The sequence below is a fragment of the Rhizobium sp. RHZ01 genome (assembly GCF_014851595.1).
Lineage (GTDB): Bacteria > Pseudomonadota > Alphaproteobacteria > Rhizobiales > Rhizobiaceae > Rhizobium > Rhizobium altiplani.
The window spans coordinates 70216-86295 of sequence record NZ_JACUZZ010000014.1 but is presented as its reverse complement, the minus strand read 5'-3'; the positions used below and the strand labels follow the sequence as shown (position 1 = coordinate 86295).

Here is a 16080-nt window from a genome sequence, read left to right as displayed (position 1 = left end):
GGCAGGAATAAATTCACATCAAATGCCTGTTGACTCTTTCGCCCGCCTCTGGAATCCATAAGAACATAACAGGAACATATGAGACTTGGAGAACGTCATGGCACAGTCGGCCGTGACGCGCGAGCGGCTTTTTGCGCTCCGCGAAACCATTGCAAAGCTTGAAGGGAAGCCCGCGCCGGCCTTGGCGGCCGCGCAAAGCGAAGCCTTGGCCGACAATGGCCTCGCCGCCAAGAACGACAGCGGCCCGCGTCTTCCTCTTGGAATACCCGCACTCGACGAGGCGATCGATGGCGGCTTGCCGCTCGACGGGATCACCGAGGCTCGCACCGACCTCTTGCGGGAGGCCGGTGCCGGCAGCGGCTTTGTGCTGGCGCTTGCCGCCATGCTGCAGCGTCAAGTCGAGGAGAGCCACAGTGCGCCGCTACCGATCCTGTGGATCGCGGACATGGTTTCCACGATGGAAGCAGGCGTCCCCTACGCCGTAGGGTTACGAGATTTCGGTCTGAAACCGGACCAGTTCTTCTATGCCAGTCCGCGCAAGCTTGAAGACGCTCTCTGGCTTGCGGAATCTGCAGTCGAAAGCGGCGTTTTTCCTGCGACGGTTCTGGAGATCCGCGGCAACCCAAAGCCCTTCGGCCTGACGGAGAGCCGTCGTTTGAGCTTGCGGGCGAAAGCATCGAAACGCCCGCTTTTCCTGTTGCGGCAGGCTGGAGAGGAAGAAGCCAGCAGCGCTTATTTCCGCTTCCTTGCAGCACCCGCGCCGGCACAGGCGCGCCCCTTGCCGGATGGCACGATGCTGGGCGGTAGCATCGGCAATCCGGTTTTTCATCTCACCCTGGAGAAGAGCCGCAACCCGGCTCCCCTCTCCTTTCTACTGGAGTGGAACCCCCATGACCGCCGTTTTTTCGCCGTCTCCCAATCAGCCAACCCTCGCCTTCCAGACGAACGCGCAACGCATTCTGGCACTCCACTTTCCGCACCTTCCAACCGACCGGATCGCAAGAAAGAAATGGGGGCTCTCCTGGCGTTCGCACGGACGTCCTGAAGCCGCACCGATCGTCTGTTCCAGCCGCCTCAACAATACGATGCGGCTGACGGCACTGGACGAGGCTGCCGAAACACTCAATCTCCGAAAGCATATGGGTGTCGCCGAAGCCCGCGCCATCTACCCCACGCTTGATGTGATCGAGGACGACCCAGCCGCCAACCGGCGCTTCCTGGAAGCGATCGCCGACTGGTGCGATCGCTATACCCCGCTTGTTGCTCTCGACGGCGTCGATGGCTTGTTCCTTGACATTACCGGGTGCGCCCATCTGTTTGGCGGTGAGACGCCCCTTCTCAAGGATATTCTCGCACGGCTCTTCCAGATGGGAATTGACGCCCGCGGCGCCATCTCTTCCTCGCCTGGATTGTCCTGGGCCATCAGCCGTTTTGGCCAAGGCGGCATCATCGAGCATGGGGAGGCAGAACAGGCGTTGGCTCCCCTGCCCGTCGCGGCCCTGCGTCTCGAGGACGAAACCATAGGGGGCCTGGACAAGATGGGCCTCAAATATGTCGGCGATTTGCTGACCGCGCCCCGCGCCCCCCTCGCCCGCCGCTTTGGGGGAGCTGTGCTCTTGAGGCTCGATCAGGCGCTTGGGACCGATGAAGAGCCGGTCTCTCCACGCCTGCCGGTCGCAAGCCTCTCGGTCGAACGTCGCCTGATTGAGCCGATCGGAGCCGAAGACGATATTCTCGCACTCACGGGTCAGGTTGCCGTCTCCCTGAAGCCCTCGCTGGAAGCCCGCGGTGTCGGCGGCCGTATCTTCGAGTTGGTCCTGTTCCGTGTCGACGGCAAGGTTTTTCGCATTTCTGCCGGGACCGCGCAGCCCTTGCGGGAGCCCAAGCGCATTGCCGCCCTCTTTGCCGAACGCCTGCAGGCAATTCACGACGATTTCGATGCGGGTTACGGATTCGAGATCCTTCGTCTCAATGTACTCCTGCACGAAGATTTCGTGACGTCACAGGGAGACTTCGAACACCGCCAGCAGAAGGACGCGTCTCTTGCTGCCTTCGTGGATCGGGTTTCAGCTCGCCTCGGAGAAGACTGCCTGCAAACCTTCCAATTGCGGGAGAGCCACATACCGGAAAGAGCCTACACTACAGTGCCGGCAATCGAACATCTGTCCGCCCCGAAAACCCGGGAGGGGCATCTGCCACCAGCCAGGAGCGAACGGCCCATCCGGCTATTGCGGAAAGCGGAGCCGATGGATGCCTTTGCCATCGAAATCCCTGATGGCGCACCAGCGAGCTTTCACTGGCGGCGCATGCAGCACCGTGTCTTGAAGAGCGAGGGCCCGGAGCGGCTGGCAATGGAATGGTGGCTCGATGGCGTAGATGGAAAGGATGCTGGGGATCGGGACTATTTCCGGATCGAAGACGATAAGGGGCGCCGCTTCTGGATCTATCGCCAGGGTCATTATGAGCGTGACACAACACAGAGTTGGTTCATGCACGGGGTCATTGCCTGATGTCCGCCTTCTTCGAAATCGGCGCCAAGACCAATTTCTCGTTTCTGGAGGGCGCCTCCAAGCCCGAGGAAATGGTCGTTCAGGCTGCCGTTATGAAGCTTGGAGGCCTTGGCATTGCCGACCGCAACTCAGTTGCAGGTGTCGTCCGGGCCCATGCCCAGGCAGAGGCGATCCGGAAGAAGTTCGAACGAATGAAAGCCGGGCTTCTGGAGGAGCGCGAGAAGAAGGACATCATTCCCGACCCGATCCGTTTCCAGCCGGGAGCCCGCCTCGTCTTTGCGGATGGAACGCCTGACATTCTTGCCTACCCCCGAGATCGCCAGGGCTGGGCGCACCTTTGCCGGTTGCTGAGCGCTGGAAACCTGAGAGCCGAGAAGGGTAAGTGCATTCTGTCGGAAGCAGATCTGATGGAATGGGGCGACGACATGATGCTTGCAATCATTCCGCACCCGTCCATTGCCGACGATAACAATCACGCCGCGTTCGAAGCCTGTCTGGAGCGCTTCAGAAAACGCTTCCGGAAAAACATCCACATGGCGCTCGCTCCCGCCTATGACGGCCGCGATAGGCGCATGTTTGCGACCATCTCCATGCTAGCTGACCGTAGCCGCATCCCGCTGATCGCCACCAACCAGCCACTCTACCACGATACGGCCCGCCGCCCCCTCGCCGATATCGTTACGTCGATCCGGGAGCATATTCCCATTCCCGAGGCTGGCTTTCTCCTGGCTCCGAATGCCGAACGCTATCTCAAGAGTGGCAACGAAATTCTGCGCCTCTTCAGAGACTATGCGCACGCCGTAACAAACACAGGGAAGTTCTTTGAAAGCCTTTCCTTTTCGCTCGACGAACTGGAGCACAACTATCCCTCCGAGAATGACGAGGGGGAAACACCCTATGAAACACTGGAACGCCTTACCAATTCAGGTGCAGCAAAGCGCTTCCCCAACGGCGTGCCTGAGAAAGTTCAGAATAACATCGAATACGAGTTGGATCTCGTTCGTCGTAAGCAATATGAACCATACTTCCTGACGGTCCACAGGATCATCCAGTACGCCAGGCATGAGAAAAAAATCCTCTGTCAGGGTCGCGGCTCCGCGGCAAATTCCGTCATTTGCTACTGCCTTGAGATAACCGAGGTGAATCCCGAGAAAAGCACCCTGCTTTTCGACCGCTTCCTGTCGATGGACCGCGACGAACCGCCGGATATCGATGTCGATTTCGAGCATGAGAGGCGCGAAGAGGTCATCCAGCATATCTATGAGAAATACGGCAAGGAGCATGCGGGTCTCACCGCAGGGGTGACCACTTATCGCACCCGGTCCGCCGGACGTGAGGTTTCCAAAGCCTTCGGTCTCTCAGAAGATGTCCAGTCCGCGATCGGCAGCTTGGTCTGGGGCTGGTCGGAAGAGAAGCTATCCGAACGGGAAGCAAAGGCGGCCGGGCTCGACATTTTCGATCCCATGACCAAAAACGTGCTGAAATATGCATCCGAGCTTCTCGGTTTTCCCCGCCATCTCACCCAGCATGTCGGGGGGTTCGTCATCACTAGGGACAGGCTGGATGAAGTCGTTCCGATCATGAAGACGGCAATGCCCGGACGCTACATGGTCGAATGGGACAAGGATGATCTCGACAATCTGAAGATCCTCAAGGTCGATATCCTGGCGCTCGGAATGTTGACCGCCCTGAAGCGGGCATTCGATCTGCTTCTCCTGCATTACGACGTGAAGAAGACCCTCGCCGATCTCGGCAACGATAAGCATGAGGATGAGGAGCCCGTCTATGCGATGATGTGCCGGGCCGACACGCTTGGCGTCTTTCAGATCGAGAGCCGAGCGCAGATGAGCATGCTGCCGCGCCTGAAACCCCAAAAATTCTACGACCTCGTCATCGAAGTCGCCATCGTCAGGCCAGGCCCCATTCAAGGAGACATGGTCCACCCCTACCTGAAACGCCGGGAGGAAAAAGCGCGCGGTATCCCAACGACATATCCAAGCGAGGAACTGAAGGGAGTTCTGGAGCGAACGCTCGGCGTGCCGCTCTTTCAGGAGCAAGCCATGCAGATCGCAATCACCGCTGCGGGATTCAAGCCGGCCGAAGCAGACCAACTGAGGCGGGCCATGGCGACCTTCAAACGAACAGGCACCATCGGCAATTTCGAAACGCGGTTCATCGAAGGCATGGTCGCGAAGGATTACCCCCGCGACTTTGCCCAGCAATGCTTCAACCAGATCAAGGGTTTTGGCGAATACGGCTTCCCGGAAAGCCACGCGGCCTCGTTCGCACTACTGGTATATGCCTCTTCCTGGGTGAAAGCCTACTATCCTGATGTCTTCTGTGCTGCGATGCTGAATTCGCAGCCAATGGGTTTTTATGCCCCCGCGCAGCTCGTCAGGGATGCAAGGGAGCATGGGGTTGATATCCGGCCCGTCGACATCAATGAATCGAACTGGGATTGCTTGCTTGAGGAGGCAGAATTTAACAAGCGTTCAGTCGATTTCCGGCATGCCAGCATGCGGAATGTCATCAAGACAAAGCGAGCCGTTCGGCTTGGCTTCCGGCAGATAAAGGGCCTTTCGGAAGCGAGTATGGAACAACTCGTCGCCAACAGAGGCAGGGGCTATTCTTCCATTCGCGATCTCTGGCTACGCTCAGGCCTGCAGAAAGCGGATATAGAGCGGCTTGCTGATGCGGATGCCTTTCGTTCCATAAAACTGTCGCGGCGGGAAGCGCTCTGGGCGGTGCGGGCGCTTGATGCGAAGAGCGCTGCCGAAAAGCTTCCTCTGTTCGACCAGGTGAGCCACATCGACTTGCAGGTCGAGCCTGAGACGCGGCTGCCGCAAATGCTGCCTGGCGAACAAGTCATCGAGGACTATCGCTACCTCTCGCTTTCCCTGAAAGGTCATCCGGTCTCGTTCCTCCGCGACGAATTCCGCAAAGCCGGGGTCGTGCGGAGTGTCGATCTTCTCACCGTCCCGAACGGCAGAAGGGTGACGATCGCCGGCCTGGTTTTAGTGCGTCAGCGCCCGGGCTCCGCCAAGGGCGTCATCTTTATGACACTGGAAGACGAAACGGGCGTTGCCAATGCCATTGTCTGGCAAAGGGTCTTCGAGAAATATCGCCCGATCGTCATGGGAGCACGACTCGTGAAGATTCATGGCAGGCTTCAGAGCCAGAGCGGCGTGATCCACATCGTCGTCGATCATATCGAGGATATGACCCCCGCGCTCGGCATCCTGCAGAAGGAAGCCCGTCGTTTTGGTAGCGATCGTTCGGATCAAGCGCTCAATCCGACGATGGATCCGCGTCAAAGGAAACTCGCAAACTCAGTTGAGAACGCCGTGATGGAGAAGAGTTTCATCTCCGGCAGTCATGGAGCACGGGAAACAGCTCAGATCATGCCAAAGGGCCGCAATTTCCATTGAGAACGTGCATCAGAACGCCGGATTTGAGGCTTTGCAATGTAGCGGAGAGTACCTTCGACAGTCCCACAATGTGCGACGAATGGCCTATTCCGCGAGTCGATTTTTTCTTGACACCTATCATCTTCTTTTGCAGAAAAGGGGATAGTGAATGTCATGTTTGGAATGACGCCGTGCTTGTCTGCAGCTGCAACTACATAACCGATCACGAAATCCGGGAAGTCATCAAAGAACTTCTCGATGAGGATTGTTGGCAGCTTATCGTGCCTGCAAAGGTATACCACGCCATGGGGAAACGGGGCCGCTGCTGTGGCTGCTTCCCGAACGTGGTCGACATCATCATCCAGACGACCGAGGAATATCACGCCCGTCACCACTCGACGGAAGCCGAAATATTTGATTTCATGTCCCGCCTCAGAGAATTCCATGAAGAAAACAGGAGAGCGGACATTGAAAGGCGACAAAAAAGTCATCGAGCGGCTTAACGAGGCCCTCTTTCTCGAGCTCGGCGCCGTCAACCAATACTGGGTCCATTACCGACTTCTTGAAGACTGGGGCTACACCAAGCTCGCCAAGAAGGAACGGGCAGAATCCATCGAGGAGATGCATCATGCCGATCGTCTGGTCGCGCGCATCATCTTCCTCGAAGGTCATCCCAACCTTCAGACTCTTGCCCCGCTTCGGATCGGCCAGAACGTCAAGGAAGTTCTGGAAGCCGACCTCGCCGGCGAATACGATGCCCGCACGGCCTACAAGAAATCACGCGACATCTGTCATGAGGCCGGGGACTACGTCTCGATGAAGCTTTTCGAGGAGCTCCTGGCAGACGAGGAAGGTCACATCGACTTCCTCGAAACACAGCTGGAGCTGCTCGGCAAGATCGGCGAATCGAAGTACGGCCAGCTCAATGCCGACTCCGCCAACGAGGCCGAATAACGATTGACATGACCGGCAGCCCTGGCCGCCGGTCATTCACTCTGCGGCGCTTAGGCCAGCCAAGTGCCTGAACTCGTCGACCACCTGCTCATAGACCGCCCGCTTGAAGGGCACGATGAGACCGGGCAGACTTTCCATCGACTTCCAATCCCATGCATCGAATTCCGCCGCATGGCCGCCGGGCGGCGGATTGATTGCGATCTCCTTCTCATCTCCATTGAAACGGAAGGCAAACCAGCGCTGCGTCTGACCCCGGAATTTCCCCTTTAGCCCAATGCCCACCAATTGGGGTGGCAAATCGTAGTTGATCCAGTTCCTGGCTTCCGCAAGCAGCGTCACCGTGCGAATGCCCGTTTCCTCGTAGAGTTCCCGATAGGCGGCATCCAGCGGATCCTCGCCCTTGTCGATGCCGCCCTGCGGCATCTGCCAAAGCTGCGGCGATCCATCATATTCGGAATTCTCTTCCGGAATCCGCCGCCCCGCCCATACGAGACCCTGGCGGTTGAGGATCATAACGCCGACGCAGGGGCGATACGGCAGGTCTTCGGCGTTGACGATCAGCTTGCTCATCAGCTCTCTCTATTTCAGGGTCTCTTCGGGTCGTTGGTCAGCGCAGCGACACCGACGATCTCAATGCCTCGCATCGCGGCCTCCTGCGTCCATTGCGCGATGGCATCAATACTCTCATCGAAGGCGGCGGCAACACCGATTGCCTGGCCATTGCGCTTTGCGACGCGTTCAAGCTCGTCCAGCTTCTGGATGATGGCGTTCACATCAAGCTGCTTGTCCAACTGCACATCAGCAAAGGCGTAGGGCGCCTCCGTTCCCTTTGCGACTGCCGCGGTTTTGGACTGGGCCGACGTTCCGTCGTCAAGAAACAGCAACCCGCGCTTTCCGATATCCCGCATCACCGGCTCCATGGCGTTGGGGTCGGAAAGGAAGCGCCCGCCCTGATAATTCATGATGCCCGTATAATTGGTGATCTCGCCCATCGCCCGGTGCAGGCTTTCAATATTCTTCGCAGCCGACGTCGACGTCAGCAACGTATCCGGCCCGGGATCGTTTGCCGGGTAATCAAAAGGCTCGAATGGAACCTGCAGCAGGATTTCGTGGCCGCCGCGGCGCGCTTCCTGCATCCAGCGCTGCAAGCTGTTGCCGCTGGCGGCAAAAGCGAAGGTGACCTCCTCCGGCAACTGCTGGATCGCCCGCTGCGTGCCTGTCTGGCTTACCCCTAATCCGCTCACAACGATCGCGATACGTGTTCCGTGTGCACCGGACCATGGTCGCGCGTACTGGTCCATCGGGCGACGTCCGTCCGGCCCGACGATCGGGAGCCGCCCCAACGGCGTATTTTCCAGAAGCGCATCGTTCGGCAACGCCGCCATCCGTGGGTCCTGCCCGACCTGCGAGGCATCAACTAGCACCGGGCCATTTCCGTCGCGTTGTCTCGGGGAGTATTTCGTGACGACAGATCCATCGCCCGTGACCATCTGCTCCACATTGGCACCCGATCGGGGATCGGATGGCACCATACCATTTGGAGCGGCAGGGGTCGAAGACCGCGACGGCACCTGGTTCTGAATAGTATCGGATGGCGGCAAAGCCGCCTGGTGTTGAACTGGCGGCTTCTCGCGCTTCAGCCCATCTCCGCGGAATGCCGTATAAAGCGACGAAACCCCGATCAGAACGAGGCAAATCCCGGCGACGACACGGCCCGTCCGCAGAATACCCGGCCGCTGCCGCTTAACCTTACGGCCCTGTCCTAGTGGTGCGTGCAGATCGGTATTCAAGCTCGTTTCCGCTTCAGAATCAGGACAGCAAAAAGGCGTCAGGCCGGATACACCATCCGGCCTGACGCCTCAAATTGCAATTACTTGGCGCTAACGGCCTTGTCCGGATTGGGCGGGAAGGACGGGTCCGTCTTCTTGCCGCGAAGCAGGTCAAGCGCGTAGTTGAGCTGAACGTCGTCCTTCGGATCCGGCGGAATATAGGCAACCGAACCGGAGCCTTCGTCCGTCTCGCTCTGGCCCTTGATGTGCCCACGCAGGCTGGACTCGCCTTCGGTGGTCATCTTGCCCTTCAGATCGTCCGGCAGCGGCTCTTCGACCTTGATATCCGGCGTGATGCCGGTGCCTTGGATCGAGCGGCCCGACGGCGTGTAGTAGAGCGCCGTCGTTAGTCGCAGCGCGCCGTTTTCGCCAAGCGGGATGATCGTCTGAACCGAGCCCTTGCCGAACGAGCGCGTTCCGAGAACGGTAGCACGACGCAGGTCCTGCAACGCGCCGGCAACGATTTCCGAAGCAGATGCCGAACCGCCGTTGATCAGGACGATTACCGGCTTGCCGTCCGTGAGGTCACCCGGACCAGCGTTGAAGCGGCGGGTCTCATCGGGATTGCGGCCGCGGGTGGAAACCACTTCGCCACGCTGCAGCAGCGCATCCGACACCTGGATCGCCTGGTCGAGCAGACCACCCGGGTTCAGACGAAGGTCGAGGACGTAGCCCTTCAGCTTGTCAGCCGGAACCGTCTTCTTGATCTTCTCGATCGCCTTCTCGAGATCGGGGTAGGTCTTCTCCGTGAAGGAGATGACGCGCAGATAGCCGACATCATCCTCGACGCGCGACTTCACGGCCTGCACAGCCACAACGTCGCGAACGATCGTCAGCTCTATAGGCTTGTCGGCACCCTTGCGGATCAGCGTCAGCTTGATCGGCGTGTTGACCGGGCCACGCATCTTTTCGACCGCGTCTTCCAGCTTCAGGCCGCGAACGGACTGACCGTCGATCTCGGAAATGTAGTCGCCAGCAAGAACGCCAGCCTTTGCCGCCGGCGTGTCGTCGATCGGCGTGATGACTTTGACGAGCTCGTCTTCCATGGTGACCTCAATGCCGAGACCGCCGAATTCACCCTTCGTCTGGGTCTGCATGTCAGCCGCATCCTTGGCATTCATGTAGCTCGAATGCGGATCCAGCGAAGAAAGCATGCCGTTGATGGCATTTTCGATGAGTTTGTCCTCGGCCGGCGGCGTCACATACTGTGCGCGCACACGCTCAAAAACGTCACCAAAAACGGAAAGCTCCTTGTAGGTGGAGGCTCCGGCTGCTTCCGCAGGCACGCCTGCCGAATAGATGACGCTCATCGCGGTCGCACCCATCAATGCGCCGACCAGAACAAGAGAAGCCCTACGAATCATTGCGTGCCTTTCCAGTGTCTTTAGCGGTCCACCAAGGCCGGGAATCGACCGGTTTTCCATCTTTTCGAAATTCAATGTAAAGCGTCGGACGGTTGGTTTCCAGCGCCAATGCTGTCGCGCTCGCCACTCTTTTCGCGCCCATGGCTGCAAGTGGCTCGCCGGAGAAGACGAACTTCCCCTGGCGCGTGCTGATCGTCTCCATTCCGGAGAGGACAAGGTGGTAGCCGTTGCCGGCATCGAGGATGATCATCTGGCCGTAGCTGCGAAAAGCACCCGCGTAAACGACAAGCCCATCTGCGGGAGCGGTAACCACCGTTTCCGGATTGGTGGCAAGCGTCATTCCCATCGCCTCATGGCCGGTTCCGTCGGCATCGCCGAACTGGCGGAGGATATCGCCTGCCACAGGCAATTCCAGCTTCGCCTTCAATTCTCCGAAGGGATATGCGGGCGCAATGCGGTTTTTATCAGGCACGCCGCTCTCCGCGAGGGCCTTGGCCTGGGCACGCTGCTCGTCGGTTAAGAGCTTGCGGTTTTCCTCGGCCTGGCGGGCCGCGGCGGCGGCGTCGCGAACCGATGCGATCTCGGTTTCCATCGATGCCACCAGTCCCTCGAGACTTGTTGCCTTGCTGGCAAGATCCTCCGACCGCTTCTTCTCCGCATCCAGTTCCGCCACGCTGCTGCGGCTCAGCTTCTCGTTTTCAGCGAGAAGCAAGTCCATCCGGCGCTCTTCCTCGATGCTATTGGTCATCGTCGTGGTGAGCGCCGTTTTCTCCGCAGCGCTTGCCGTTTGCAACGCAGACAGGTTGGCAAGATCGGCGACGAGCTTGTCAGTTTCCTTTCGGATACCGGGAACCACCGCGCCGAGCAGGATTGCGCTGCGAACCGAAGCGAGCGCGTCGTCAGGTGTCACGAGAAGGGCCGGCGGCGGATTGCGGCCCATCCGCTGCAGGGCACCCAGCACCTCGGCCAGCAGGCCACGCCGCTCATGCAATGACCGGCGGACCGCGTCTTCCTTGACGCCGAGATCGGCCAGTTTCTTCTCGCTCTCCAGGATCTGCTTCTCGAGCGACTTGCGCCGCGCCGCGGAATCGATCAGCGCCTGGCGAACGCTGCTGGTGCTCTTGTCCAGATCCGCGATGCTCTTCTGAAGCTCCGCAACCTTATCGGACGAGAGGCTGATGGTCTTCGATAGGGCTTCAAGCTCTGCGCGCGTCTCGTCTCGCTTCTTCGCAAGGTCGGCCGCCGGATCGGGCGGCGGCTGGGCAACCGTTGCACTTGCCAGGGCAGGGGCCTCCGGCGGCGAGATCCGCGCAGCTTCCGGCGCATCCTGCGCGGAGGCGCCGGAAGCGAAGGGGCGGTTCGCAACTGCCGCCACAGACACGCTCAAGCCTGCAGCCAAGGCCGACAGAATGACGTATTTTGGCTTGAACGCGCGTGTCGGCATACGAGCTTCGAAATCCCTTCAAATCGCGCGGAGATTAAGCTGATTTGACATTCTTTGCCAGATCGATTGAGGGACTGAGCACACCAGGACGGACACGCTCACGTGAGCAACGCAATCCATCAGACGCGATGATAGGGGTGGCCGGAAAGGATCGTGACGGCTCGATAAAGCTGCTCGGCGATGAGCGTGCGAACCAACTGATGCGGCCAAGTCATCTTGCCGAGACAGAGGGTTGCATCGGCAACGTCGTATAGCGACGGATCGAGGCCATCGGCACCGCCGATGGCAATCATCAGGTCGCGCTTGCCCTGGTCGCGATAGTTTCCAAGGAGATTGGCAAAGCCTTCACTGTCCAGCGCCTTGCCGCGCTCGTCCAACAGGATGAGAACACTCCCCTCGGACAACGACTTCTGCAGCATCGCCGCTTCATCGCGCTTGCGCGTATCGGCATTCGACGCACGACTTTCAGCCACTTCGGCCACGCGGGAGAATTCGAGGCCGACCGCAGGACCGGCCTTGGCAAAGCGATCGAAATAGCGGGCCGCAAGATCCTTCTCGGGGCCGGACTTCAGCCGCCCCACCGCAAAAAGACCAACACGCATCATCCGCTCCCGCAGTTCGGCAACCGGCGGCACACACCTGCCGCCAGCCGGATTCGTCCGGCCAATAAATGCCGTCTATCAGGCCGCGGACACAGCGTCCAGCAGCCTGTTAGTGCACCGTTTCCTCGTCCATATCGGGCGCGGCCCACATCTTTTCGATGTTGTAGAACTCGCGTATTTCTGGACGAAAGACATGGACGATGACATCGCCGGTGTCGATCAGGATCCAATCGCCGCCTTCCTGACCTTCGACGCGGGCGCTTCCAAGGCCCTCGTCTTTGAGATCAGACAGCAGGTGGTCCGAGATCGCCATGACATGCCTGCTCGAGCGCCCGGAGACGACGACCATGAAGTCTCCCAGTGCCGATTTTCCAGCAATGTCGATGGTGACGATATCTTCAGCCTTAGAGTCCTCAAGGCTAGTGAGGACGGCGTGCAGGGCGCGGGCGGCAGCATCGGCGCCACGTTCCGGGCTCTTCGGGACAACGGCAAGCGTTTTTCCCTTGGCGTGTACTGTTGTCAGTGCTTTCCCTTTCTCGGAATGACAAAACATGCACATCACTGATTTGGTGACCAAATCATAGTTAAGATAGGCACCAAACCATTAACGTTTCAAGACGCGCACAATCACAAAGCGTGAACGACCATTTGACGCGATAGATCATCTGTGGATGAAAGACCGAATGTGGCCCGGCTGTGTACAGTCCTTGCAACCACACGTAAAGTAAGATCGTTTTCGACTATAGAAGACTTGCCGATGAAAAGCCCCGCCGTTGATACGCTCACACCGATACTCCGCATCAGTTTTCCTCATGAAGACCGCCTCGGGCGCGGCAAGATGGAACTGCTCGAACATATCAGGGAAACGGGATCGATTTCCGCGGCAGGCAGGGCGATGGACATGTCCTATCGTCGCGCCTGGTTGCTTGTCAGCGATATGAACCGGATGTTTCGCGAGCCCGTCGTCGAGTCCCAGCGCGGCGGCCCAAAAGGTGGAGGTGCGGCGCTGACGCCGTTCGGCGATGAGCTCCTCGCCCGCTTTCGCAAGATGGAGCAGATGATGAAAACCACTCTTGCGGAAGAACTGGCATGGCTGGAGGCCAACCGATCGCCTGAAAGCAATCGCTGATCATGGCTCAAGCGCGACCGTCTTTATCACAGCAAAAACAGGCGACCCAATCCCCACGCCCAGCCGCTCTGCCGAAAAGCTTGTGATCCGGGAAAGAATGGTGTCCCCACCGCAATCGACGAGAACGTCAATGGTCGCGTCGTCTGCCTGCGTCATGTTCTGAACGGTACCTTCAAGCACGTTGAGCGCGCTCAGCGCTTCCGGCTTTCTCATCGCCAGCATCACGTCGCGAGATGGAATGCGGACGCGAACGGGCTTACCGAGGTTTAGCATCGCTCCCGGGACGTGAAGCCGAGCTGATTTCAGGGCAATTGTCGCAATGCGGTGCTGCACGTCGAGGCTCTCCACCGTCCCTTCAAGAAGAGCCCCCGCATCACGCCGCTCGAATGATGCAGGCGGATGGCTTAGCACATCCACGGCTGAGCCGACTGCCTCCACCTTTCCGTCGCGCATGACCACGACCTGATTGGCGAGGCGGGCGACTTCGGCGATCGAATGACTGACATAGACGATCGGAATGTCCATCTCGTCGCGCAGGCGCTCGAGATAGGGCATGACCTCGGCTTTCCGGGCGTCATCCAACGCCGCCAGCGGCTCGTCCATCAACAGCAGACGGGGAGCCGAAAGCAGGGCTCGCCCAATGGCAACGCGCTGCTTCTCGCCACCGGAGAGCTTTTCCGGCCTGCGCTCGAGCAGGCTTTCGATGCCCAGCAACGAAACAATATGATCCAATCCCTCTGCCGAACCGGTGGCTCTGGCAAACCACCGGCCATAGGACAGGTTGTGACGGACACTGAAGTGCGGGAACAGCCGCGCCTCCTGGAAGACATAACCGAACCTCCGTCGATGCTTGGCGACAAAGATCCGCCGCTCGGTATCTGTCAGGACTTCGCCATCGAGGACGACCTGGCCCGCGTCGGGCCGCGCCAACCCGGCAATGATACGGATCATAGAGGTCTTACCAGAGCCGGAACGGCCGAAAAGCGCGGTGATCCCGCGCCCCGAGGTAAACGCGGCATCGAGCGCGAATGCACCAAGCCGCTGTTTTGCTTTCACGACAAGCGTCATTCCGGATCAATCCTTCGGCCGACGATGCGCGACAGCAATTCCGAGGCAAGCAAGGCAGCCATTGAAATCACGATAGCGACGAGCGTCAACCGCAGGGCGCCGGCATCACCACCCGGGACCTGCGTGAAGGAGTAGATCGCCGCCGAAAGCGTCTGCGTTTCCCCCGGGATGTTGGAAACGAAGGTGATGGTCGCTCCGAACTCCCCCATGGCCTTCGCAAAGGAAAGGATCATTCCTGCTATGATGCCAGGCAGGGTAAGCGGCAATGTTATCGTCATGAAAACCCAGAATGGGCTGGCTCCCAAGGTGCCGGCTGCCTCTTCCAGCTTTCGATCGACCGCTTCGATCGACAGCCGGATGCTGCGCACCATCAACGGAAAGGCCATGACCCCGCAGGCGAGCGCGGCACCCGTCCAGCGAAACGAAAACACGATGCCGAAGTAGTGATCGAGAAAGCTGCCGATCGGTCCGCGCCGCCCGAAAAGGATCAGCAAAATGAAGCCCGTGACGACAGGCGGGAGGATCAGCGGCAAATGAACGACACCGTTGAGAACGGACTTACCCCAAAACCGCCCCCGCGCCAGCAGCAGCGCAACGCCGATGCCGAATGGCAGGCTGGCCAGCATCGCCACCACCGACACGCGCAGGCTGAGCAAGATTGCCGTCCATTCATCATCGCTCAGGCCGAGTGCGTCCAAGCCATTCTCTCCAAAAATAGAAGGCCCGTATCGACGGGCCTTCTCACGCTATGTCTTCGTGCGAGAATTCGCAATCATTTCAAGATGGTGAAGCCCTGCTCGGTAAAGAAATGAGCCACCTTTTCCGATTTCAGGAAGTCGAGGTATGCCGCGGCGTCTGGGTTCTTGCTCTCGGACAGAATAGCGACCGGATAAATGATCGGCGGGTGCGAATCCGCCGGGAAGGTGCCGACAACGGCAACGCCCGGGTCCGCGGAGGCGTCGGTCTGGTAGACAACGCCATAGGGCGCCTCGCCGCGCGATACCAACGCGAGCGCGGCGCGAACGCTTTCAGCTCCGGCAACCTTCGCCTCAACCGAGGGCCAGACGCCCAGCGCTTCAAGCGCAGCCTTGCCGTACTTGCCGGCCGGAACCGACTTCACCTCACCCATGGCGAGCTTGCCATCACCGAGCAGCGTGGCGAGCTCGAAGCCCTTTTTGATCTCGACCGGCTTGGCGTGGTCCCTGGTTGCGACAAGTACGATTCGGTTGCCCAAAAGATTGGACCGGCTGTCGGCCTTGATCAGATTCTTCTTCGCAAGATAGTCCATCCAGTCCAGGTCGGCGGAGATGAAGATGTCGGCGGGTGCGCCGCCTTCAATTTGCTTTGCAAGCGCTGAGCTCGCAGCATACGAGGCGACGGCCTCCTTGCCGGCTTCCTTCGCCCACGCGGCATTCGCTGCATCAAGGGCGTTCTTCAGGCTGGCCGCTGCAAAAACGCTGACCTTTTCCGCAGCGGCGGCTGGCGTTGCGGCAACGCCTAAGAAGACAGCCGAAATGGCTGTGACGGCAAACTTCATCCATTGGCGACGACTGTGCATGATCTCTCCCGAAGCTTTGGAAATATCTGTAGAAATATAACGTCGCTTGCGACTTGGCTAGCGCTATATTTTAGCAAGCATAACCGTCTGCGCGTCTCAGACTTCACACATTCGTGATGCGCATGACTGCGGAGATCCCAGTTCCAAAAACGGCGAAAATTCCCCGCCATTTTAGGGGGGAAACCGACAGGAGTTTGAAATCTCGACGAAAATCG

General features: G+C 59.2%; 15 protein-coding genes. 6 read left to right on the top strand and 9 right to left on the bottom strand.

Annotation, left to right across the window (positions count from 1 at the left end):
- Window positions 1-97: 97 nt before the first annotated feature.
- From IB248_RS31785 to bfr, 5 genes are all read left to right on the top strand, one after another.
- Complete coding sequence (locus IB248_RS31785; RefSeq protein ID WP_246779254.1) at window positions 98-1045, top strand: hypothetical protein; 948 nt, start codon at window positions 98-100, stop codon at window positions 1043-1045.
- Window positions 957-2510, top strand: coding sequence for a DNA polymerase Y family protein (locus IB248_RS16155; RefSeq protein ID WP_312867210.1), 1554 nt, complete (start codon window positions 957-959; stop codon window positions 2508-2510). The genes IB248_RS31785 and IB248_RS16155 overlap by 89 nt, the downstream gene beginning before the upstream one ends.
- Entirely contained in the window at window positions 2510-5938 is a 3429-nt protein-coding gene (locus tag IB248_RS16150; protein ID WP_192241223.1) for an error-prone DNA polymerase, read from the top strand. The genes IB248_RS16155 and IB248_RS16150 overlap by 1 nt, the downstream gene beginning before the upstream one ends.
- 68 nt (window positions 5939-6006) lie before the next feature.
- Window positions 6007-6420, top strand: a complete 414-nt coding sequence (locus tag IB248_RS16145; protein ID WP_018855937.1) for a (2Fe-2S)-binding protein — start codon at window positions 6007-6009, stop codon at window positions 6418-6420.
- The gene (gene bfr, locus IB248_RS16140) at window positions 6386-6871 is read left to right on the top strand and encodes a bacterioferritin (protein WP_007528518.1); all 486 of its coding nucleotides are present in this window, start codon (window positions 6386-6388) and stop codon (window positions 6869-6871) included. Before IB248_RS16145 ends, bfr begins: the two co-directional genes overlap by 35 nt.
- Window positions 6872-6907: 36 nt before the next feature.
- On the opposite strand, the gene IB248_RS16135 is transcribed toward bfr, so the two are convergent.
- The 6 genes from IB248_RS16135 to rsfS all read right to left on the bottom strand — a co-directional run bounded on the left by IB248_RS16135 (window position 6908) and on the right by rsfS (window position 12663).
- A complete protein-coding gene (locus tag IB248_RS16135) occupies window positions 6908-7441 on the bottom strand; it encodes an RNA pyrophosphohydrolase (RefSeq protein ID WP_192241222.1) in 534 nt (177 codons plus the stop codon).
- A 14-nt stretch (window positions 7442-7455) separates the two neighbouring features.
- Window positions 7456-8661: a divergent polysaccharide deacetylase family protein gene (locus tag IB248_RS16130; protein WP_192241221.1), complete on the bottom strand. Its 1206-nt coding sequence runs from the start codon at window positions 8659-8661 to the stop codon at window positions 7456-7458.
- Between the two features lie 80 nt (window positions 8662-8741).
- Complete coding sequence (locus IB248_RS16125; RefSeq protein ID WP_018855940.1) at window positions 8742-10064, bottom strand: S41 family peptidase; 1323 nt, start codon at window positions 10062-10064, stop codon at window positions 8742-8744.
- Window positions 10054-11508: a murein hydrolase activator EnvC gene (locus tag IB248_RS16120; protein WP_192241220.1), complete on the bottom strand. Its 1455-nt coding sequence runs from the start codon at window positions 11506-11508 to the stop codon at window positions 10054-10056. Before IB248_RS16120 ends, IB248_RS16125 begins: the two co-directional genes overlap by 11 nt.
- Before the next feature lie 119 nt (window positions 11509-11627).
- Window positions 11628-12110 carry a 23S rRNA (pseudouridine(1915)-N(3))-methyltransferase RlmH gene (gene rlmH, locus IB248_RS16115; protein ID WP_113469685.1) on the bottom strand — a complete coding sequence of 161 codons (483 nt, stop codon included), beginning with the start codon at window positions 12108-12110 and terminating at the stop codon, window positions 11628-11630.
- Between the two features lie 109 nt (window positions 12111-12219).
- Window positions 12220-12663 (bottom strand): ribosome silencing factor, encoded by a 444-nt coding sequence (gene rsfS, locus IB248_RS16110; protein WP_018855943.1) that lies wholly within the window; start codon window positions 12661-12663, stop codon window positions 12220-12222.
- A 204-nt stretch (window positions 12664-12867) separates the two neighbouring features.
- Between rsfS and IB248_RS16105 the strand changes: the two genes are divergently transcribed.
- Window positions 12868-13239 (top strand): winged helix-turn-helix domain-containing protein, encoded by a 372-nt coding sequence (locus IB248_RS16105; RefSeq protein WP_018855944.1) that lies wholly within the window; start codon window positions 12868-12870, stop codon window positions 13237-13239.
- On the opposite strand, the gene modC is transcribed toward IB248_RS16105, so the two are convergent.
- From modC to modA, 3 genes are all read right to left on the bottom strand, one after another.
- Complete coding sequence (gene modC, locus IB248_RS16100; protein WP_192241219.1) at window positions 13240-14307, bottom strand: molybdenum ABC transporter ATP-binding protein; 1068 nt, start codon at window positions 14305-14307, stop codon at window positions 13240-13242.
- On the bottom strand, window positions 14304-15005 hold the full coding sequence (gene modB / locus IB248_RS16095) for a molybdate ABC transporter permease subunit (RefSeq protein WP_018855946.1): 702 nt from the start codon (window positions 15003-15005) through the stop codon (window positions 14304-14306). The genes modC and modB overlap by 4 nt, the downstream gene beginning before the upstream one ends.
- 74 nt (window positions 15006-15079) lie before the next feature.
- The gene (gene modA / locus IB248_RS16090; protein WP_113469684.1) at window positions 15080-15865 is read right to left on the bottom strand and encodes a molybdate ABC transporter substrate-binding protein; all 786 of its coding nucleotides are present in this window, start codon (window positions 15863-15865) and stop codon (window positions 15080-15082) included.
- Between the last annotated feature and the right edge of the window lie 215 nt (window positions 15866-16080).

Excerpts from the sequence above, each read along its gene's own strand:
- IB248_RS31785 (WP_246779254.1), top strand. The coding sequence starts at position 98 with ATGGCACAGTCGGCCGTGACGCGCGAGCGGCTTTTTGCGCTCCGCGAA.
- IB248_RS16150 (WP_192241223.1), top strand. The coding sequence starts at position 2,510 with ATGTCCGCCTTCTTCGAAATCGGCGCCAAGACCAATTTCTCGTTTCTG.
- IB248_RS16145 (WP_018855937.1), top strand. The coding sequence starts at position 6,007 with ATGTGCGACGAATGGCCTATTCCGCGAGTCGATTTTTTCTTGACACCT.
- IB248_RS16135 (WP_192241222.1), bottom strand. The coding sequence starts at position 7,441 with ATGAGCAAGCTGATCGTCAACGCCGAAGACCTGCCGTATCGCCCCTGC.
- IB248_RS16125 (WP_018855940.1), bottom strand. The coding sequence starts at position 10,064 with ATGATTCGTAGGGCTTCTCTTGTTCTGGTCGGCGCATTGATGGGTGCG.
- IB248_RS16120 (WP_192241220.1), bottom strand. The coding sequence starts at position 11,508 with ATGCCGACACGCGCGTTCAAGCCAAAATACGTCATTCTGTCGGCCTTG.
- rlmH (WP_113469685.1), bottom strand. The coding sequence starts at position 12,110 with ATGCGTGTTGGTCTTTTTGCGGTGGGGCGGCTGAAGTCCGGCCCCGAG.
- rsfS (WP_018855943.1), bottom strand. The coding sequence starts at position 12,663 with ATGTTTTGTCATTCCGAGAAAGGGAAAGCACTGACAACAGTACACGCC.
- IB248_RS16105 (WP_018855944.1), top strand. The coding sequence starts at position 12,868 with ATGAAAAGCCCCGCCGTTGATACGCTCACACCGATACTCCGCATCAGT.
- modC (WP_192241219.1), bottom strand. The coding sequence starts at position 14,307 with ATGACGCTTGTCGTGAAAGCAAAACAGCGGCTTGGTGCATTCGCGCTC.
- modA (WP_113469684.1), bottom strand. The coding sequence starts at position 15,865 with ATGCACAGTCGTCGCCAATGGATGAAGTTTGCCGTCACAGCCATTTCG.